The organism is Syntrophorhabdaceae bacterium, assembly GCA_028698615.1.
Taxonomy (GTDB): Bacteria; Desulfobacterota; Syntrophorhabdia; order Syntrophorhabdales; family Syntrophorhabdaceae; genus Delta-02.
In genome coordinates this window covers 1-20,703 of record JAQVWF010000040.1, presented here as the reverse complement: position 1 = coordinate 20,703, position 20,703 = coordinate 1, and the positions used below count along the sequence as shown (strand labels likewise).

Genomic DNA, 20,703 nt, shown 5'->3' with positions numbered 1-20,703 from the left:
TGTCGAATCCCAGTTTCTCAGGTGCAATACCCAGGGCAAGGCCGAGGAGCTGCGTGAGATAGATGACCGGCATATTGTATTTCCTGCCGAGGAACTTCTCCATGTCGGCCTGTCGCACATCGAGGCTGATCTGGCACATGGGGCAGGCGACGGCAATGCACTGTGCCCCGGCGGCCTGCGCCATCTCGATGACCGCGGCCGACCGGCGGACGGTGATCTCTGTCCGTGTAAGGTTCTGCATGCCCCCGCAGCAATCCACTTTTCCCGACCACTCCACGTTCTCCGCGCCCGTCACATCGATGAGGCGCTCCAGTATGGTCGGGTTCTCGGGGTCGTCAAAATTGGTGGCTTCCGGCGGACGGACCAGGTAACAGCCGTAATAGGCGGCCACCTTGAGGCCCGTCAGGGGCCTGACGATCTTCTTGCGCAGGGCGGCCGCTCCAACGTCCTTCAGGAGTATCTCGACAAAGTGCCTCACCGCGACGGATCCGTCATAGGGCTCCCCCAGGCTGTCGGCGACGGATCGCCTCATCTCCTCGGAATTGACGATCTCGCAGTTGGCCACCTTCGAGCGGTTATAGCAGGCGGCGCAATTGACCACCATATCCATGCCCATCTGTCCGGCTTTGAGGAGGTTGGCCGAGGCGAGCGCCGCCGCCAGTTCCCGGTCCGTCTGGTGGGCGGAGCTGGCACCGCAGCACGTCCAGCCTTTGATCTCATTGAGCTCAATACCAAGTGCCTTCGACACCGCCAGACATGATTCATGCATGTCGCGGGCGGTGGAATGAGCGGAACACCCGGGATAATATGCGTATCTCATCGTCCCGCCCCTTTGTGCTTTGCTGCCTTTTCGAAGACCGCTTTCACTTTGTCCTTATCGGCGCCCGATGGCGGCAGGATCGCCATCTTGCCTTTTTTCAGCATGGCAGGGAATTTATCCATGTCCTGCCCCAGGTTCCCCGTCCCCAGCTTATACATCGCAATGGCCTTGAGATCGTAAGCGCGCCCGTAGGACCTCACCGTGTTCAGGAAGGAGCGGTTGAACAAAGGCGCGTCCCCTTTGGGTCTGGCAACCCCTTTTTCCACGGCTATGGACTTCAGGGCATCAATAACGGCGGCGAAGTTTATCTGATTGGGACACCTGGCATAGCACGTCTCGCAGGACAGGCACGTCCAGATAAGTCCCGTCTGCAATAATTCATCCCCGGCGCCCAGCTGCAGCCTCCGTATTATCTCCGCCGGCGGCGACTCGACCTCGCCGGCCACAGGACAGCCAATGGAGCATTTCCTGCACTGGTAGCAGGCGCTCAGATTGACATCCGCCCTTTCCTGAACGGTCTCCAGAAGATTCCCGGTGGTTTTCTCTTTCGTAATTCTTGTCGTCATTTTCGATACTCTCTCATTTTAATTACCACTCGTCGGACTCGATCTCGGCGGCGGCCGACAGCTTCGACGGCGCAACCTTCCGGTAGACTTCACCCGGCCGCTTGCGCTTGCCGTCGACAGTCAGGAGGTCATCCACCTTGATCCCGAATAAACGCTCATTTTCCTGAAGGCAGGGCAGGATCGTCTCCCAGTCCCGCTCGGTCAACCTGAAGAAATTGCCGCCGTTCAATTGCTGCCGCACGAGATACTTGCGGGGATCGCGCACGTATATGGCGCCGCCGGAAGCAAGAGAAAACAGATTGCCGCCGGGATAAGGCTCTTTCAGATCGATCACATTACCCCCATCATCGAAGGTAATGCCGTTGAGAATGACAAAACCGCCGCCCCCGAGGGGATCGCCCGCCATGAATGATTCCGCGAGGAAGTCAAGGCAGGTGCCGTTGATCACCATCCGCGGCCTGCCGACGGAGTTGATGAGCGGACGGCCGGCCGCGTTGCCGAGGACAAAGGTCGAGCCCCCTTTGGCACCGTACAGGAACGTTTGCCCCGTGTCGCCATGGATGACCAGCTTACCGTCCTTGATGATCTGACCCAGCTGGTCCTGCGCGTTGCCGTGGACGGTGATCGTTAAACCGTCTATACCGGAGGCAAGGTAGTCGCCGTCACTATCGTAGACATCGATGGTGACGTCCCAGGTTTGCGGCCCCAGGCCGCAGCCGGTAAAGCGCTGGCCGGCACAGTTATAGACTATGAAATGCCTCCAACCCTTCCTGTAGGCGTCCACAAGAAGCGAGGCATCGCATTCGTTTCCTTCCGGCGGGAAACCGAGCGTGTCGATCACCAGGGTGGTCTCGCCCCCATGGGGCCCCCTGAGCTGGTTCCTCAAACTGTAATTGATCAGCCGGAATTCGCTGCCCGGCACATCCTCCCCGATCGAAGGGATCCGGGCAAACACCAGGCGCAAGGCGGTGCGCACTATCTGCAGGATGTGTTTGCGCTTTTTTGTGCCCGTGGCATATCGCCGATCGTTGAGAAGCGTCAATATCTCGATGGCCCTGGCGAACTGATTCGAATCCCCCGCCAGGGCGATGACCGTCTCGCAGGCACGACCGACATCCGGCAGAGGCCATCGGGCAATGTTTTCGGCGAAATACCGGTAGACCGCCTGACTGTCGGTGTCGAAGCGTTCCCGAACATCCCCTGCGATCGTGTCGTCCTTCGTTCCCGAAAGTGTTATCTCTTCAGACAGGTTGCCGACCTCTGTTCCGGAAGGCAATATCACCTCTGCCCCGAATTTGTCGGTGCAATTCATCCGGTACCTGCCCGCCTCGTCTTTCTCAAGGGTAAAAATGAACGACCCGCCGTCCGTCGAACTGCCGCCCCGGGCATTCCAGTACTTGTCGGCGATGGGACAGATACGGGGGTCATCCTTCGACATGCTGAGCAATGTCGCATCGATCGCCTGTTTTTCGGAACAGATCAGGCCCACCTGCACTTCGCCGTCGGCAAAGGCGAAGACCTGGGGGCGGAGCATGGAGGTATCGGTGATCCCCATGAGCTGGAATTTGTCGGCCGACTGCAGGGTGCGGGCGATGATGAAGAACCAGGGGCCGTCCGGGGAGGCATGGATGTGCGTCGCCTGAATTGCGCGGTAGACGGCCTGTTTCTCCTTCGGCAGCCTGTCGAAGTCCAGTTCCGTGGTGGGAGCCAGGGCCTCGATGATATATTCCAGAGGATACCCGTATGTCCGGTTCAGCAGGTCAAATATCTGGATCGAAACCTCGGTGTCGGTCAGGAACTGGGGGTAGATATGACGCTGCGCAAGATACTCGCAGACAGAGCTGTAGTTTGCAAAATCGCCGTTATGGACGAGCGCCGTATTGATCGCCCCGAAGGGATGCGCGCCGCCGGGATGCCAGACCCGCCCCTTGGTGGGGAACCGCTGGTGGGCGATCCAGGCATGTGCCTTCAGGTCGTCGATCTTGTAGTAATCGGTGATAGACTCGGCGTACCCGACCACCTTCAGGATCATGATATTCCTGCCGCAGGACATGACGAAGGCTTTCTTGTCGCCCAGTGAAGCGTAGTACTCCTGGTTCAGCCTGACGCTCTGCTGCGTCAGGAACTCGCCTTGCGCGTCTTCAGGCGTCAATTGATCCAGTCCGTTCCTCGAAACGAAGGTATCCAGAACGTCCGGTTTGACGCGGACGAAATAGCGCATTACATCGGGGGGCTTCGCCTCCAGAGAGGGGATCATCGTCCAGTCGGCAACGGTATCGAGCTTATGGGAGGTCTCCACCTCAAAATACGGAGTGATGTATTTCTCTTCCAGTTCTTTTTGGATACCGTTGTCCAGAAACGCGATGTGTACCATGTAAAAGGTGTCGAGGACCTCGCGGGTCACCCCGAGCTGTTCCGGTACGAAGCCTACCGCGGCGATCCCTCCGCCCTTGCCGTTGCCGCGGTTATGCATCTGCCGCGACGGCTCATGAATATGGCGGGCGGCAACGGGTTCGGTGGCACAGAAACCAACGACGCCGCAGCCGCCCTCTTCTTCACCTTTATACGAGGCAGGGAACGGTACACGCAGCTCTTCGATGAGTCGCTGTCGGGAACGCAAGAGTTTTTCGATAATCCCGTTGTTCATTTATTTGGTCTCCACGTCGTTTGTATAATCAAGGTGCATCAAGAGATCCGTACGCCCTCTCAGCTCGCTGACGCTGCGCATGCCGAACCGCTTCAATATGTCGACCAGCTCTTTTCGCCAGGCGCTGTACAAATTGATGATCCGCTGTGTTCCCCATTCAAGGTCCACGTCTCCCGCAAGCTCGGGATCGGTGGTCGCAATGCCTCGGGGACAGCCGCGGCCGCTTTCGCAGCGCGAGCATCGTATGCAGCCCAGGGCAACCAGTTCGGAGGTCCCGACCACAACGCCGTCGGCGCCCAGCGCTATCGCCTTCGCGATATCATGAGGTGTCCGCAGACCGCCGCTGACGATCAACGTAACCTTGTCGCGAATCCCTTCGTCCGTGAGGAATCGATGGACCTTTACGATACCGTATTCAATGGGCATTGCGATGTTCTTCTTGGCTATGTCAGGTGCCGCCCCCGTCCCGCCGTACCCGCCATCGAGGTGCACTATGTGAGTGCCGGCGGAGTAGCTGCCCACGGCAACCATGTCCACGTCGTTGGGCGTGGACACCTTGGTGGAGATCAGGGCTCGCCGGTTTATGTGTTTGATCCAGTCAATATGCTTTTGATGGTCCTCGATGGAATAGACACTATGAAAGGGGAAAGGCGAAAAGAGTGAAATGCCCAGGACCGTTTCCCGCATTTTCGCGACCGCCGGGGTGACCTTGTCGGCCAAAAGGTGGCCGCCGAGACCCGGTTTGGCCCCCTGGGCGTACTTGAATTCGACGATACGGACACGCTGGATCGTCTCTTCGCAGACACCGAAAAGACCGGTGGCTATCTGGGTGATGATGTGGTCGTCATAGGGTTTCATGCGTTCCATGTAACCGCCTTCGCCGGTGCAGGTGAACGTATTGAAAGCGACGGCGGCCCGGGCCTTGGAAAGCTGGACCACGTTGCTGACGGAGCCAAAGGACATGCCCCCGCCGTACCACGGAACATCGATCTTAACCTGGGGACGGCCGTCATCCCGCCTGTTGAGCACAATGCTGGTGTCTATCTCGTCGTCACGCAATTCAACGGGTGGCTTTTCGGGGAACTTGAACCGCAGGCGGTCAAATCCGCCTTCGGAGGCCCCGGTCTCATAATCGCAGCCGTATTCGGGTGACGGTGGTTCCCCGGTTTCCGCCATTCTCCAGGTAGCCATCAACATTTCCGGCGTCCAGCGATAGTCCCCCATCGCCTTCAACATCGGATTCTCGACCATTTGCAGCGCCTTGTTCGGGCACAGATCGATACAGTAATGGTCCGTCCTCTGGCAGGAAGGACCTGCGCAAACATTGAGATGGGGGGCGGAAAACAATTTGTAACCCGGCTTCAGCACGTGCACGCCATGAGGGCACACCTCGGCACATTTGCCGCAGAGCGTGCAATCATTGCTCCGGCGAATGATATATTTGGCTATCTCATTACGATAGCGCGGGGGGGCCGGCCTTGTTACACGTTCTACCTCAACCTGCGGCACCAACGTCTTCGTGGTGTTTTCAGGCAGGACTTCCTTAAGCGCTGATTCTCTTGCCAAAGAGCCTTCCAAAGGTCTCCTCCTCGATGGATTCAAAGAACAATGCGCGGCCGGTCTCGCCGCGCAGACGGCGGGCTTCCCTCATCCCCATTGCTCCCATAACCTCGATCAACTGGTCATGCCAGACCGCGATCAGATTCGTCATACGGCCAACTCCATATTTAGCGTCGATACTTTCGATCTTCGCCGGACAGTCGAAACCATCGCGGCAACTGTCGCAAAAGCGGCACTCAAGACCGATCAACAACGGCATATCGATGGTTACCGCATCGGCACCACAAATGATCTCTTTCGCCATATGTTCCGCCAGAGCGATCCCGCCACTGGCGACGATGGTCACTTCATCTCGGATACCGTCCTTTACGAGCGACGTATGGATGTACCGTGTCATGTCCTTTATAAATCTGGGTTTTTCCACCCCTGTCTGATTTCCGTTGATATCGGACACGATGTGTATCACCTCTATGACGGGGTTATGAGCGAGCTCAATGGACCTGTTTTCGCCGCGGGCGTCCAGCTCAACCCTCACCGCGACAACCAGACCCGGGTTAACGGCCTTGATCTCTTCTATCCGCTGTTCGACTTCCTCGCTGTCGGCGATTTCGATAAGACGTACCTTCTTGAGGGTCTCCGGCGGCGGCAGAGGGGCCTCCTTACCGATGTGGAAGATTATGTTCGACAGGTGTTTTTCTTCATCAGTTCCCGGAAGACCGTGCCTTTCCCAGTCGACGATCACCATTGTGCCCGTTCTTACGGCAACAGCCAGCAACATCGGCATAAGATTGGGAAACCGGTATTCCTCGGGAAACATGTCGATTATTATCGGGACCGGCAGGTCAACCAGCGGTGGTAACGCGGTAGTCAGCCTGCCGTTTTCAAATGAAAGCAGTCTCGGCTTTCTCCCGATGTCAACGGAGGTGCTGATGTATTCCCGTCCGTGAATCCCATCCCGGGTAGGGCGGACGATCTCCGACATGTCGGTCCACATGGAATCGAAACCGGCACCCGTGAACTTGCCCCGGTAGCCGGCGCCGGAAACCGGAATACCCGCGGTTTCCGCCTGGTTCCATGTCGTCAGAATGATATCGGGCGTATAGTATCCATTGCCCATACGTTCGTATTCGGGATTAACGGTCAAGGCCAGCAGTCCTTTCGTACACTTCTGCACGCAGGAAAAGCAGCCCATACATTCAAAGAACATGGCGCTAAACTCCTCCAGGTCCTTGATGTATTGCATTTCCTGCCGGTAGCGGTCGTAGACGCACGCCTTTTTCACACAGTTGTGGCATCGCGCACAGTCTTCACGCCAGTCGACAATCCCGAACTTGCCTGTTTTCGGCAATCTCGGTGGGATCTTTTTCGTGTCTATATGATATTTCTTCGGCATTTCATTTCGCCTCTATCACCTGGATACAGCCGCCAGTACTTCGCCTGTCCTCGACTCGTTGCCGCCGGAAAGAATATGCACACCCTTCAGTCCCGGAAGACCTTTGAGTTCGTTTATGATCTCAACGGCGATCCTGACACCCTCTTTTTCCTGTGCCCCGGCATCACCGGCAGCGGTCAGCCGATCAATGACGGTTTCGGGAATAACGAAATCGGTATGAGCGACGGCCAACTGTGCAGCCTGGGCCGCGCTCCTCAAAGGCAGGACACCCGCAAGGATCGCAGCCCTGTCGGTCAGCCCCGCATCACGCACCGCTCCCAGCCAAACCTTGAAGGCGTCGGCGGCAAATACCGCCTGCGTTTGAATAAAATCTGCGCCTGCGGATATTTTCTTGTCCAATCTCAAAAGGTTCAACTCGAGGGGCTTCAGGTCCGGGTTGGCGGCAGCGCCTATCAGCATGGCGAAGCCCCCCTGTATCCTCGTGCCGTCCAGCAGCTGGCCGCCATTCATCTTCGCGACGATATTGATCAGCTGAATGGAATCGACATCGAAGACGTTGGCTGATTCACCACTCCCCATAAGGGTCTGGTGAAAACCGGACAGGCACAGCACATTCCTGATGCCGAGATAAGCGGCTCCGAGGAGATCCGATTGAAGTGCAATGCGGTTGCGGTCTCTCGTTATTATCTGCAATACCGGTTCGATGCCCGCCTCGCGTAAGGCCAGGGATGCCGCAAGGCTGGACATGGATACACCGTGGTGATTGTCGGCCGCATTTACTGCCGTCACGCCGCCGCCAAAGACTTTGGGGTCCATCCCCAACACGGTAGCGGCGACCGGCAAATACTCGGCGGTGAAGATGAACTCTTTGCCGCTGATCTTAGCTGCTAGTTTACTATCAGGTTTCATACCCTGTGCTCCTTGCTGTTAGACTGACGAAGAACTGTCGACTCCGCCGGCCGCGGCGTTCCGGACCATCGTCCTTATCTGAAGTCGAAAATCTTCCAGTTTATGGATAGCTCCCGCTATGCCCTCGTCGTCCATCTGAATCACTCTCGTCCGGCCCTTTCCGAGTCCGGCCTCCCGCAGCAATTCGTCGACGGCCTCCACCCGTTTTCTGGCCCGCATGTTGCCTTCCATGTAACGGCATTCACCTTCGCTGCATATCATAATGACAGCACCATCGGCGCCCGTATCGAACGCCTTGGTCAGATACAGAATGTCCAGCTTTCCGGAACAGGGCAACGAAACCATTCTTATTTCATCATCCTGCCGCGAGCAGCTGCGCATCAATTCTTTCTGATCGTAGCCCGTTGCACAGTGAAAGAGATATATTTGAGGAATCTGATCTTTCAACGTTCACACCTTGACCTGCCAGGCGACACCTGGCAATCTCCTTTGCGGTCTTCCTTCAGACCGCCTCCCACCAGTTTATCTGTCGTTGTTCCGGCCACCTGTTTTCATCTACAAACCGGGCTATGACCCTGCGGTATCGCAGGGAAGACTCAACGATCCTCTTGAAATTGTTGACGACCCTCTTCCCCTGATCGGCAAAGCCTTCCATGATCTTCCTGCCATCGCGGAGGATCTTCTTCACATCGATTTCGTTCTCATTTCTCATCCACGTTTCCACCATCTCTGAAGTCGCCTCGATATGAAACTGAAGGCCGTAGGCGTTATGCCCCACCCTGAAGGCCTGATTGGTGCAAATCCGGCCCTTTGCGAGAAGGACACCGTCGCCGGGAAGGTCGAAGGTGTCCTCGTGCCACTGGAAAACGGTCATATGCTGGCGGTTACCCCTGAAGAGGTTGTCCTTCATACCTTCGGGTGTCTTCATCACGGTGAACCACCCGATCTCTTTTTTCGGTGACTTCGTTATCGCGGCGCCGCAGGTCTTCGCAATGAGCTGCGCGCCAAGACATATCCCGAGAAGAGGCACCTCATCGATAAGGGCCCGCCTGACGAGAGATTCTTCATCCCTCAAAAAAGGATAGGCGTCCTCCTGGTAAACGTTCATCGGTCCGCCCAGGATGACTATCCCACCGATGTCATCAAGGTTGTTGGGGAGCGGGGTGCCGGTTCCCGACAGTTCAAGGATCTCCACGCTCCACCTGTCCTCGGAAAAAAGGTCCGCTATGCACCCAGGACCTTCATGCTCAGCGTGTTTTATTATCAGGAGTCTTTTTTCCATGTCCTCTTACCTCCTCTCTCCCGCGCCTCGCGGCAGGAAATCTTACAAAGGGGATCTCCTTCCGCCTCAGTCGCCGGTGAAGTACCGCCTGAGGTACTCGAGTTGATAGCGCAGCTTTTCAAAACCGTTTTTGAGGTCGCCGTCACCATGATCGGCCTCCCAGAGCAGCCTGATGTCCTCAAGGGATTCAATGGCACTGAAGACGATTCCGCCCAGGGCAGTACCGGACACTCTCTCCGATTCCCCGTCAAGAACACTCAGGGGAACAACTTTGACGATCGGGAAGTGTCTCAAACTGTCTGAATATGCCATAACGCACCTCATGCAATGCTTGTTAAGGCTCGTAAGTCCCAGACGTTGACTGATTTTGAACGGCTTTGTTCGTTCTTTTGAAAACCCCTCGGAGGTCGTTGAGGGATTTGTACATCGATGTACGGCTACAGTATAATGCAACCACCAATAATTTACAACAAACTATTTGGGGTTAACAACAAAGACCGTTCCAGGTTCCAGGCAAGAGGCAAAAAGGCAAACAGCACAACCATCCATATGAGAAAAGGCTTTTGTCCTTTTCCTGAAACCTGAAACAGTCTTTCTATCCTATCGCCTCTTCTCCCCTCTCCTCCGTCCTTATGCGGACGCATTCGACAAGGTCGAGGACAAAGATCTTACCGTCACCGCTCTCGCCGCTCTGGGCGCCCCCGATGATGGCCGTCATGGTCCTTTCCACGAAATCTTCGTTCACGGCTATCTCGAGACGGATCTTTCTCAGGAGGTTGCCCATCTCCTTCACCCCGCGGTAAACCTCGGTGACACCCATCTGCCTTCCGTGGCCCAGAACTTCGCTGACGGTGATGAGATTCACGTCCTCCTTGTATAGCTTCTGCTTTACCGATTCGAGCCTGTCCGGTTGTATGATCGCTACTATCAGTTTCATGGTTCTTCCTCCTTACTCAAGGATCGTGTATGCCTTCTCGTGGTGCTGCGTCAGGTCGAGGCCTACGATCTCGTCCTTTTCCCGGACCCGGACCTTCATGACAAGGTCGATGACCTTGTAGATGATAAAACTGGCGGCGAAACTGTAGACAATGGTTACCGCCGTGGCAATCACCTGGATAAGGAACTGTTTGGGGTTTCCGAAGAAGAGGCCGTCGGCCCCCGCGGGGTTTATCGCCTTCGACGCGAAAAGCCCCGTGGCAAGCGCTCCCCATATACCTCCCACACAATGGACGCCGAAGACATCCAGCGCATCGTCATAGCCAAATTTGGGTTTGATGAAGGCAACGGCGAAGTAGCAGAAAATACTCACAAAGATACCGATGATGATCGCCGATACGGCGCTTACATAACCTGCCGCCGGGGTTATGGCAACGAGACCGGCCACCGCTCCCGTCGCCATGCCGAGCATGGTCGGTTTCCTGTTGAATATCCAGTCAATGATCGCCCAGGTCATCCCCGCTGCCGCGGCGGCCGTGTTGGTAGTGACAAAGGCGCTGACGGCGATCTCATTGGCCCCCAGTGAACTCCCCGCATTGAATCCGAACCACCCGAACCACAACAGGGCCGTACCGAGGATGGTAAAAGGAAGGTTGTGAGGAAGGATCGAGTGGCCGTTGGTCCCCTTGCGCTTCCCTATGAATATCGCCGTCATGAATGCCGCTATCCCCGCGTTTATGTGGACAACCGTTCCTCCCGCAAAATCGAGGGCGCCCAGTTCCCTGAGCCATCCCCCCACCCCCCAGACCCAGTGGCAAACCGGATCATAGACGAATGTCGCCCAGAGGAGGGTAAAGATAACGAATGCGGAGAACTTCATCCTCCCGGCAAAGGCTCCGACGATAAGCGCGGGGGTAATGATCGCGAACATCATCTGAAACATCATGAAAAGCTGATGGGGTATCGTCGCCGCATAATCGGCATTCGGGGCAAGCCCCACCCCTCCAAGACCCATCCATTCGAACCCTCCCCAGAAGCCTTTGCCGGGGCCAAAGGATAGGCTGTAGCCGAAGAGGACCCATTGAACGCTGATAAGGCAGAGAATCGTGAAACACTGCATGAGGATGCCCAGGACATTCTTCTTTCCCACCATCCCGCCGTAAAAGAACGCAAGGCCGGGCGTCATGAGCATAACGAGCGCGGTCGCGATGATAACCCATGCCGTATCACCGGTGTTCACCCCGGGGGCCGGCTGCACCGCGGACGGCTGTGGCGCTCCCTGAGCGGGAATGGCCTGCGCGCAAACGATGCCCGCGGGCATAGCAAGGAATATGAAGAATACGAGTAAGGCAAGAAAGCTTTTCATCCTGCACCTCCTGGAAAAATAAGGAAGGCGTCTTGGACCGGCAAAAAGGTCCAGGACGCCTTCGTCTGGCAACCATAAGAATGGAAATGGCGCTCCGAATCCTTTCAGAACGCCATTGTCGTTTTCACATCATTGTGACTGCTCATCCGATGAGCAGAGATACTCTATGAAGTAAGAAACCCGGGAAAGTGGTAACCTCGCATCGCCTACGGCATCATCAGCGGACCCGAGGGAAGCACAAGGCGGGCGAGGACGTTCATAACCAGGGAAACAACGATGCTGACCACGATAATAACGACAAAGTACCCGAGGCTCTTTTCCCGCGGCGTCTCCATCAGGACCGGCAGGCCCGTGTAGAGAAGGTACAGGCCGTAAAGAGAAGCGAGCAAGGTGAGCAGGGAGAGCATGGGCAGGATCATGAAGATCCCGGCTATCCAGGCCGGCGTAAAGGAAAAGACGGCCACCTTCACCGCCGAGAGGATGTCCTTGCGGGAATTGAAAGAGGGTGCAAGGGCATCGATTATGAATGCAACGACGTAGACACCGACCAACGTCAGAACATAGGATATGACGGCATGAATGAGACCTGATATAAAGGGGATGCGAAAATGGATGCCGAGCATGGAGGTGCCTATGAGGGACATCCCTATGAACCCGGCAGCGGCCGGAATGATTGCCAGAATGGCGGCATAGGAGGTGAAGAGTTCTTTTATGGTTATCTGTTCGGTCTTAACTGTCTCCCACGTCTCCGTGGGCTTGAACATGATGCCTTTTGCCCGTTCCACCAGATTCATAGATCCTCCTCATCGTGCAAGTTTCTGCTTTTCTTTCCTTTTCGCAGGTATATGGTCATTTCTACCACATACCCGAAGGCTGTACAAGCATTTACGCATCACCGGGAGCTTTTTTACGCGCGACAAGGCCCGCGCCCATCACGAGGGCGACATAGACCGTGACCGGCCACAGGGGATGGATCGTCCTCTGCAACCCCGTAATGAAGGAAAGCGCCATGATCACAACCGTACCGAGAAGCGCCGCAAAGGCATAGGAGCTTTTGACGCCCCTCGCGAACCACCCCGCAAAGACGATATAAACGATGGCGCTCAGGAAGACTGCGAGCCAGGTGACCTCGCGCAGGATCTCCCTCACGAAGAAGCCCAGGGCGAGGGACAATCCCCCGATGGCCAGCGTCGTGATGCGCGACGCCAGAAGTATCCTCCTGTCGTTCTCCATCTTGAGGAGGGGTGCTATATAGCCTTTAACCGCAAGCGTTGTCGCACCCATCAGGAAGGGCGAGCCCGAACTCATGAGAGGTGCCCACATGCTGATAAGGAAAAAGACGGCCACGTAAGGGGGCACGACGGCTATGAGCGCAGGAAGGGCGGCAAGGGAATTGATCTCCGGGAAGCGATACTTCGCGATTATCCCGCACAGGGCCGCCATAATGACCACGGGGATGGCGATGAGGTTCCCGATCACGATACCCTTCCTGCCCTCCGCCAGGGTCCTTGCGGAGGACGCGGTATTTATGACCGGCTGGGCAAGGACCCCAAGGGTAAAATTGATGAAGGCCCAGCTCAGCGCCTGTGAAACCCCCAGGTCCCCGAAGGGGGTGTAATAGTGTCCACCCTCCTGTGCCATTGCCTGCAGGCCGCCCGTTGAAAAGATGACGTAGAAGCCGCCGAGAAAGATACCGAAAACGATGGCGCAGATGTGAATGAGGTTCGTATAGGCGGTGGCCACAAAACCACCCATGACGTTGTAGAGTGTAAAGACAACGGTTGTAAGCACCATGCCCTGGTTGTAGGAAATGGCCCCTTTCGTGAGGACGGACAGTATGGCGCCGCCGCCCACGATCTGCATGGTGACGATCCATATCGAGAAAATAAGCTGGAGGACACCGGCAAGCCGCGTCGTCTTCCTGTCGTAGAGTCCGCCCACGACATCGAGGATGGAATAGGTCTTCTTGCCCGAAAGCACCCTGGGCAGGAGCATGGCGGTAACGAACATAGCTATCCAGATGCCGGCCTGGAACCACAGGGCCGACAGGCCATGGATAAAAGAACCCTGGGCCATGCCCACGATGGATACACCCCCTATCCATGTCCCCGCTATGAGGACCGCGATAAAAGGCACGGACAGCCCCCGCGACGCGACGAGGTACGCATCGGCCGACCGGGACTTCCTTGTCACGTAGATCCCGGTAAACCACAGGATGCCGATGTAGGCCGCTATCGCGAAGAGGTAGAGACCGTTCACGTTCTATTTTTTCCTGAAGAACTCATCGAGCCTCTGCTTGAAGAGCGGTGTCGCGGCAAGGTCTGCCACGTAGCGGCGTTCAAGGTCAAGATGTGTCTCCAGACCAAAGAAGAGGCTGCGGTTCACGAGGTCCTTGTATTTGCCCATCGTCTCCATGGGGAGCGCCTTCAGGGTACGGACAAGCTCTTCGAGCTTCCCGTCCACTTCCGCGTCATCACACACGACATTGACGAGACCCAGGCCCTTTGCCTCATCCATTGTAACGTTCCGCGAAAAGAGATAGAGCTCGTTGAAAAGCTTTGCCCCGATAATGCGGGGCAGCAGAATACTGCCTCCCCCATCCGGGGTCAGGCCGATCCTGCGATACCCCATGTTCATGATGGTCTTCTTCGTCGCAATGGAAAGGTCACAGGCAAGGGCCAGACCCACTCCGGCGCCCACGGCCACACCCTCCATGACGGCTATGACGACGGCAGGGATGCTGCGGATCATCTTTATGCTCTCGTTGAGGACACCCGCCTCGGCGTCGATGAGCGCCTCGGCGTCTTTCGCCTCCTTGAAGGCGATTATGTCACCACCGGAGCAGAATGCCCCGCCCGAACCCCGTATAACGACAAAAGGCGCCTGTTCTCCGGCAGCGTTCTTCAGCGCCTCGTAAAGGCCTTTGAGAAGATCCAGATCCATGGCATTCTTCTTGTCGGGCCTGTTCAACGTGATCGTAAAAACATCGTCCCTCAGTGATTCCAGTACAACCGGCATAAATTCCTCCTTATGAAATATATGGGTACCTTTCCTCGTCTCTCCGTCCGCCCGTCTGTGCGCGGCACAGGCCTGTATGCCTTTTCACACCTCAAAGACCGTCCCCACTGAAGCATAGAAACAGCGCTTCCCCATCTCCCCGATGAGCCTCCACGCGGCGGCCATACCCGTGCAATGGCACACACCGATGGAACCTATGTCCATTTCACCAACCGCCCGGATCGATGCGTCAACGGCGTCCTCAGGGAGGGCTCCCCAGTGCGTCCCGCCGATCACGGCCCGGATGGGCTCGCCGGGAAGATTTTTGCGGACGTGCTCGAGGGTGTTGACCATGCCGGCGTGGGCACACCCCAGAAGAACCACCAGTCCATCTTCCGTCGACACCACGAGGGCCCCGTCGTCAGGAACCGTATCGACCTCGAAGATGTCCCCATTTTTAACCTGAAGGCGCCTGTCACCCGTCTCGAAGGGTGAAAGCCTCGGTATTTCGCCGGTGAGATATACCCCGCCCGCAATCTCGCGGAAGCCGGAACCCAGGCGGAAGTCAGCACCGCGGCTTTCAAGAGACTCCCTCCTTTCGGGCATACCGATGAAACGGGTCTTTACCCCGCCTTCCTCATGCTCCACGGCGTATTTCTCGTCGAAAGCGGCAGGGTGACAATGGACCTCTACGGGTCCCGTCACGCTGAGAACGTCCTTCAGACCGCCGGTATGATCGTAGTGGCCGTGGCTCAGGAGGACCCTTTTTACCGAGCGCAGGTCTCTCTCAAAGGTGAGGGAGTTCCTGAGGATGCCTATGCCGGAACCGGTGTCGAAAAGATAGGCCCCACCTTCTGTCTCGACAAACACAGAAAACCCATGCTCCCCGATACCGCGGAGATTTGCCACGATATTTTCGCACAGGACGGTGAGACGGAGGCGCGCATGTTTTCCCACGAAAGAAAGCCTTTAAGATGGATTTTTCAGCCTTTGTCAATGATTAACCATATCCTGTCTTTTTTCAAGTTAAAAACGCCCCCGAAGCCCGTCTCCAAAGCAAACAGAACACCGTCGGAATTTTCCGGTTGACAGCCCGGCGGCGGGATTGTGTGAAAAGCCGGAACACCCTTAATATCAAGACTTTTTATCTTGACATAGCTCCCGCCTGAAAGATAATATTAAGTTTATAAAATTTTTCACAAATGAACTGCAGCACCTTGAGAAGTTAGAAAACGACGAAAAGGAGAGGCCGTTATGAAGTTAGAGGGTAAGAGCGCAATTGTAACGGGCGGCGGAAGGGGTGTTGGACGGGCTATCAGCGTGGCCTTTGCGCGTGAAGGCGCAAATGTGGTCATCAATTACGCCGGTAACCAGAAGGCAGCCGATGAGGTCGTCGAGATCATCAAGGGGATGGGGAGAAAGGCTGTCGCCGTAAAGGGCGATGTCGGTCAGGAAGCGGACGCGCAGAAGATAGTCGAGACCTGTGCCGAGGCCTTCGGCTCGGTCCACATCGTCATCAACAACGCGGGTATTTCCAAACCGTCCATGATGCACAAAATGAGCGTGGATACCTGGGACGAGGTCGTGAATGTCCAGATGAGAGGTCCCTGGCTCATGGCGAAGGCGGCTTCGAAGTACTTTATGCAGCAGAGCTATGGCAGGATCGTCAATGTGACCTCTGTTGCCGGCGTTGTCGGCACCATCGGTCAGATCAATTACAGCGCCGCCAAGGGCGGGGTGATCTCCATGACCAAATCAATGGCCAGGGAACTCGCGAAGTTCAACGTTACGGCCAATGTCATTTCCCTTGGCATCGTTACCACCGAAATGACACATACCATATCGACGGACGAGAAACTCAAAGAGATCTACACCAAACGGATCCTTCTTGGAAGATACGCGGACCCGGAAGATGTCGCGCCGGCTTTCGTATTTTTTGCTTCCGATGACGCCCGCTACATTACGGGCCAACTGCTGTGCGTGGATGGCGGTTACGGAATGACGTAAGAATTCTCAGGAGGTGATCAACGTTCACTCAAATATATAAGGAGGTGTTGTAATGGCTGATGTACCAAAAACAATAAAGCAGTGGCAGATGGTGCAACCCACCGTATTCAACAGAGAAACTAAAGAGACGACACCGGGTAAGCTGGAGATGGCAGAGATCCCTGTTCCCGAACTGAAGGCAGGCGAAGTCCTGGTTGAGATCGCCGGGTGCGGCGTATGCCACACTGACCTTGGATATTTCTTTGACGGAGTTCCCACCGTCAGCAAACCCCCTCTGGCACTGGGCCATGAGATAGCCGGTACCGTTATCGCCGGCGATCCGGCCTGGATCGGCAAAGAGGTTATCATCCCCGCCGTTATGCCTTGCAGGCAGTGCATCCTTTGCAAGACCGGCCGGGGCAACAGGTGCCTGGCGCAGAAAATGCCCGGCAACTCCATAGGCGTATACGGTGGTTTCGCAAGCCACATCGTGGTTCCGACGATAGACCTTTGCCTCGTACAGGACAAGAAAGGCTACGCCCTGGAACAGCTCGCCGTCGTAGCGGATGCAGTCACCACCCCTTACCAGGCATCCAAGAGGGCAGACCTTCAGCCTGGCGATAATGTCATCATCATCGGCGCAACCGGCGGCGTGGGCGTATATATGTCCCAGACCGCAAAGGCGCTCGGCGCAAAGACCGTTATCGGTATCGCAAGGAATCCCGAGAAACTGAAAAGGGCATTGGACTACGGGTGTGACCACGTCATCAGCACCCTCGATAAAACGAACAAGGATCTCGTTGGCGAGTGGAGAACCTACTGCAAAGCCAACGGCCTTGCCAACACGGGCTGGAAGATCTTCGAGGTTACCGGCTCCAAGGCCGGCCAGGAACTCGCCCTCGACCTGCTCTCATTTGTGGGCAAACTCATTCTCGTCGGCTTCGGTATGGCGAAGAGCGAGTATATGTTCTCCAAACTGATGGCCTTCGACGCCGAAGTCATCGGCACCTGGGGCTGTCTGCCCGAGTACTACCCGATCGTCCTCGACATGGTCCTCAGCAAGAAGATCAAGATCGATCCCTTTGTTGAAGTAAGGCCCATGAGCACCATCGCGGCAACCTTTGAAGAGATCCACAAGGCGGGTTCGCCTGCAAAACGCGTTGTCCTGAAACCTGATTTTTAAGGTTTTACACAAAAACTTTTAGGAGGAAAGTATGGGATTAGAATGGATGCCAAGAGAAAATGGTAAGAAAGATCATTCCAGGCACGGTACCCAGTGGTGGGGAACGGAAGCTCCCAGCGTAGTGTACGAAAAGAAACCCTTGAAAGACCCGAAGGGCAATGTTATCCCCGGTCTTTACAACGCATGGATCAGGCTCAACAACCCCATGCAGTACAATTCCTACACCACCGAGATGGTGAAGGGCGTCATCGCCGGTTTCGAGAATTCCTCTACGGACCGCGAAGTTGTGGCCGTGATTTTCACAGGAACAGGCCCGAACGCCTTCTGCACCGGCGGCAACACAAAAGAGTACTCAGAATACTACAGCAAGAGGCCGGAAGAATACGGCTCATACATGGAACTTTTCAACAATATGGTTGACAGCATTCTTATGTGCAAGAAACCGGTCATCTGCCGTGTAAACGGTATGAGGGTTGCCGGCGGCCAGGAGATCGGCCTTGCCTGCGACATCGCAATTTCATCTGACCTTGCCATTTTCGGTCAGGCAGGCCCGAGACACGGCAGCGCCCCCGTGGGCGGCTCCTCCGACTTCCTCCCCTGGTTCCTTACCGCGGAAGATGCAATGTGGAACTGCGTAAGCTGCGAGATGTGGTCCGCATATAAGATGAAGGCCAAGAACCTCATCTCCCGGGCCATACCCGTCCTGAAAGACGACAAGGGCGCCTGGGTACGGAATCCTCAGGTCATCACCGACTCCTACGTTGTCAACGGCGAGATCGTTTACGGCGAGCCTAAATCCGGCCAGGAAGCAAAAGACGCCAGGGCATGGGTCAACGAAAAACTGAAAAAGAACGAGTACGATTTCTCACTTCTCGACGCAGAAGTTGATAAAGTTGTCTGGACCTTCGCAAACCTCTTCCCGGGCTGCCTGAACAAATCAATCGACGGCATCCGCCAGAAAAAGAAATTCTTCTGGGATCAGGTCAAGAACGATCACAGATACTGGCTGGCAACGAACATGATGGGCGAGGCCTTCCTCGGCTTCGGCGCCTTCAACACCAAGAAGATCACAGGCGTAGACACCATCGATTTCATCAAGAACCGCCAGCTCATCGCAGAAGGTGCCCTGAACGACGACAATTACATGGCAGAGATTCTCGGCAAACCGCAGGCGAAGTAAATTTCGCATATACCCTGGGGGGGATAACATCCCCCCTATTTTTTTTCAAAGAAGGAGAATTGTCATGGCCTTTACACATATAACATTCGAAAAAAAGAACAAGGTTGCAACGATCACGCTCAATGAACCGGTATCAAACTGGTTAACCATCCTCATGATGAGGGAGATCAACGAAGCCATCATGGACGTTAAGAAGGACCCGACGGTTCAACTCCTGGTCTTCGATCACGCCGGGGAAAAGGCATTCTGTGACGGCGTCGACGTGGCGGACCACACCCCCGACAAGGTCAACGACATGATCGAGGTCTTCCACCGCATGTTCCGTCTCATGGAAGAACTCGACTGCACAACGGTTGCGTTGGTAAACGGCAGGTCTTTGGGCGGCGGATGTGAGCTTATGAGCTTCTGCGATATCGTCATCGCCTCAGAAAAGGCAAAGATCGGCCAGCCTGAGATCGCAGTGGGCGTTTTCCCTCCCATCGCGGCGGCATGGTTCCCGAAGATCATCGGGCTCAAGAATACCTATGAACTGCTGCTGACGGGTAAGATCATCGGCGCGAAAGAGGCGCAGGCCATGGGCCTCGTCAATGTCGTCCTCCCCGTCGAGAATTTCAAAGCGGAAGCGGAAAAGTTCATGGCTGATTTCCTGAAACAGAGCAGGCCGGTGGCGATGTGGACAAAACGTGCCATCAAAGCAGGACTCAACGTCAACTTCCTCGAGGCCCTGAGAATGTCGGAGATCATCTACCTCGACGGCTGCATGAAGACAAAAGATGCCAACGAAGGGATCAGCGCATTCATGGAAAAGAGGAAGGCGGTCTGGAAGGACGAGTAACAAGGGGCTATGAGATACGCACCGAAGGATGAAATAGATACACGGATCAGCAAATTGAAGACGTTAATGGAGAAGGCCTCTCTGGATGGGGCCTTTTTTCATTACAAAATAGACTATTACTATCTCTCGGGCACGATGCAGGATTCGCTCCTCTTCGTGCCCCTCAACTCTGAGCCGCTCCTTTTCGTCAAGCGCGAGATAACGAGGGCACGCAGAGAGTCGCCTCTCGCGAACGTCATATCCTACCGTTCCATCAAGGATATCCCACAATATCTGAAACCCATGAAGCGCGTGGGGATGCAGCTCGATGTGATCCCGTACAACGACGTGATCAGGTTCAAGGACCTTCTCGGCGATGTCGAATTCGTTGACTGCTCCCCTCTCACCAAGGAACTCCGCAAACGCAAATCCCCTTTCGAGATAGGTCTCATGGAGAAGGCCGCTGAGATCAGCAAGAAGGTCTATGCAAAAGTGCCGGAGTTCCTGCGGGAGGGAGCAACGGAGATCGAGGTTGGCGGTCACATGGAAGCCTATGCGAAGTCGCTGGGTCACGAGGGGCTGCTGAGGGTCCGTTCTCTTAATTACGAGGCCTACACCTGGCATATCCTGAGCGGACGCACAGGCAGCATTGTCAGCCAGTCTGATTCGCCCATGGGCGGCTTTGGCCTCTCACCCGCCTTCCCTGTCGGCGCCAGCTTCAAAAAGATCAAGAGGAACGAGCCGATACTCGTCGATTTCGGGATATGCTATCACGGTTACCAGGTGGACCAGACCAGAATGTACGCCATCGGCGCCATACCGGACATCTTTGCCCGGGCATATGACGCATGTAAGGAAATACACGACCGGGTACTCGAAAAGGTTGTTGAAGGATACACCAGCAAGGAACTTTTCGAATATTCTAAGGAATTGGGAGATAAACTGGGTTACGGGGACTATTTTCTGGGGTACAAGCCGCACAAGGTGAGGTTTCTCGGTCACGGTATCGGTATTGAGCTCGCGGAGTTTCCTTACATAGCCGCCACTCATACCTATCCCATAGA

The 20,703-nt window shown here is 55.7% G+C and carries 20 protein-coding genes; 5 read left to right on the top strand and 15 right to left on the bottom strand.

Annotated features, from left to right (window positions below; translation table 11 throughout):
- From PHC90_11445 to PHC90_11375, 15 genes are all read right to left on the bottom strand, one after another.
- Positions 1-820 (bottom strand): CoB--CoM heterodisulfide reductase iron-sulfur subunit B family protein (locus PHC90_11445; protein ID MDD3846959.1); only part of this gene is annotated, 820 nt, incomplete at its 3' end.
- A complete protein-coding gene (locus PHC90_11440) occupies positions 817-1,386 on the bottom strand; it encodes a 4Fe-4S dicluster domain-containing protein (protein ID MDD3846958.1) in 570 nt (189 codons plus the stop codon). The genes PHC90_11445 and PHC90_11440, both read right to left, overlap by 4 nt.
- Positions 1,387-1,408: 22 nt before the next feature.
- Positions 1,409-4,033, bottom strand: coding sequence for a hypothetical protein (locus PHC90_11435; protein ID MDD3846957.1), 2,625 nt, complete (start codon positions 4,031-4,033; stop codon positions 1,409-1,411).
- Positions 4,034-5,611: a glutamate synthase-related protein gene (locus tag PHC90_11430; protein ID MDD3846956.1), complete on the bottom strand. Its 1,578-nt coding sequence runs from the start codon at positions 5,609-5,611 to the stop codon at positions 4,034-4,036.
- A complete protein-coding gene (locus PHC90_11425) occupies positions 5,577-6,986 on the bottom strand; it encodes a glutamate synthase-related protein (protein MDD3846955.1) in 1,410 nt (469 codons plus the stop codon). Before PHC90_11425 ends, PHC90_11430 begins: the two co-directional genes overlap by 35 nt.
- Before the next feature lie 15 nt (positions 6,987-7,001).
- Positions 7,002-7,895, bottom strand: a complete 894-nt coding sequence (locus PHC90_11420) for a methylenetetrahydrofolate reductase (protein MDD3846954.1) — start codon at positions 7,893-7,895, stop codon at positions 7,002-7,004.
- A gap of 18 nt (positions 7,896-7,913) precedes the next feature.
- Complete coding sequence (locus PHC90_11415) at positions 7,914-8,342, bottom strand: hydrogenase iron-sulfur subunit (protein ID MDD3846953.1); 429 nt, start codon at positions 8,340-8,342, stop codon at positions 7,914-7,916.
- Between the two features lie 55 nt (positions 8,343-8,397).
- On the bottom strand, positions 8,398-9,177 hold the full coding sequence (locus PHC90_11410; GenBank protein MDD3846952.1) for a type 1 glutamine amidotransferase: 780 nt from the start codon (positions 9,175-9,177) through the stop codon (positions 8,398-8,400).
- 66 nt (positions 9,178-9,243) lie between these two features.
- Complete coding sequence (locus PHC90_11405; protein MDD3846951.1) at positions 9,244-9,489, bottom strand: hypothetical protein; 246 nt, start codon at positions 9,487-9,489, stop codon at positions 9,244-9,246.
- Between the two features lie 283 nt (positions 9,490-9,772).
- Positions 9,773-10,114 (bottom strand): P-II family nitrogen regulator, encoded by a 342-nt coding sequence (locus tag PHC90_11400; protein MDD3846950.1) that lies wholly within the window; start codon positions 10,112-10,114, stop codon positions 9,773-9,775.
- Between the two features lie 12 nt (positions 10,115-10,126).
- On the bottom strand, positions 10,127-11,479 hold the full coding sequence (locus tag PHC90_11395; protein MDD3846949.1) for an ammonium transporter: 1,353 nt from the start codon (positions 11,477-11,479) through the stop codon (positions 10,127-10,129).
- Between the two features lie 206 nt (positions 11,480-11,685).
- Positions 11,686-12,273, bottom strand: coding sequence for a Yip1 family protein (locus PHC90_11390; protein MDD3846948.1), 588 nt, complete (start codon positions 12,271-12,273; stop codon positions 11,686-11,688).
- A gap of 91 nt (positions 12,274-12,364) precedes the next feature.
- A complete protein-coding gene (locus tag PHC90_11385; protein MDD3846947.1) occupies positions 12,365-13,738 on the bottom strand; it encodes a sodium:solute symporter family protein in 1,374 nt (457 codons plus the stop codon).
- Between the two features lie 3 nt (positions 13,739-13,741).
- Positions 13,742-14,497, bottom strand: a complete 756-nt coding sequence (locus tag PHC90_11380) for an enoyl-CoA hydratase-related protein (protein MDD3846946.1) — start codon at positions 14,495-14,497, stop codon at positions 13,742-13,744.
- Positions 14,498-14,581: 84 nt separating this feature from the next.
- Positions 14,582-15,433, bottom strand: a complete 852-nt coding sequence (locus tag PHC90_11375) for an MBL fold metallo-hydrolase (GenBank protein ID MDD3846945.1) — start codon at positions 15,431-15,433, stop codon at positions 14,582-14,584.
- A gap of 297 nt (positions 15,434-15,730) precedes the next feature.
- Between PHC90_11375 and PHC90_11370 the strand changes: the two genes are divergently transcribed.
- The 5 genes from PHC90_11370 to PHC90_11350 form a co-directional block, all read left to right on the top strand.
- The gene (locus PHC90_11370) at positions 15,731-16,483 is read left to right on the top strand and encodes a 3-oxoacyl-ACP reductase FabG (GenBank protein MDD3846944.1); all 753 of its coding nucleotides are present in this window, start codon (positions 15,731-15,733) and stop codon (positions 16,481-16,483) included.
- A gap of 52 nt (positions 16,484-16,535) precedes the next feature.
- Positions 16,536-17,645 (top strand): 6-hydroxycyclohex-1-ene-1-carbonyl-CoA dehydrogenase, encoded by a 1,110-nt coding sequence (gene had / locus PHC90_11365; GenBank protein ID MDD3846943.1) that lies wholly within the window; start codon positions 16,536-16,538, stop codon positions 17,643-17,645.
- 31 nt (positions 17,646-17,676) lie between these two features.
- Entirely contained in the window at positions 17,677-18,825 is a 1,149-nt protein-coding gene (gene oah / locus PHC90_11360) for a 6-oxocyclohex-1-ene-1-carbonyl-CoA hydratase (protein ID MDD3846942.1), read from the top strand.
- A 64-nt stretch (positions 18,826-18,889) separates the two neighbouring features.
- Positions 18,890-19,660 carry an enoyl-CoA hydratase/isomerase family protein gene (locus tag PHC90_11355; GenBank protein ID MDD3846941.1) on the top strand — a complete coding sequence of 257 codons (771 nt, stop codon included), beginning with the start codon at positions 18,890-18,892 and terminating at the stop codon, positions 19,658-19,660.
- A gap of 9 nt (positions 19,661-19,669) precedes the next feature.
- Positions 19,670-20,703: Xaa-Pro peptidase family protein (locus tag PHC90_11350; protein ID MDD3846940.1), on the top strand; the 1,034-nt coding region annotated here is incomplete at its 3' end.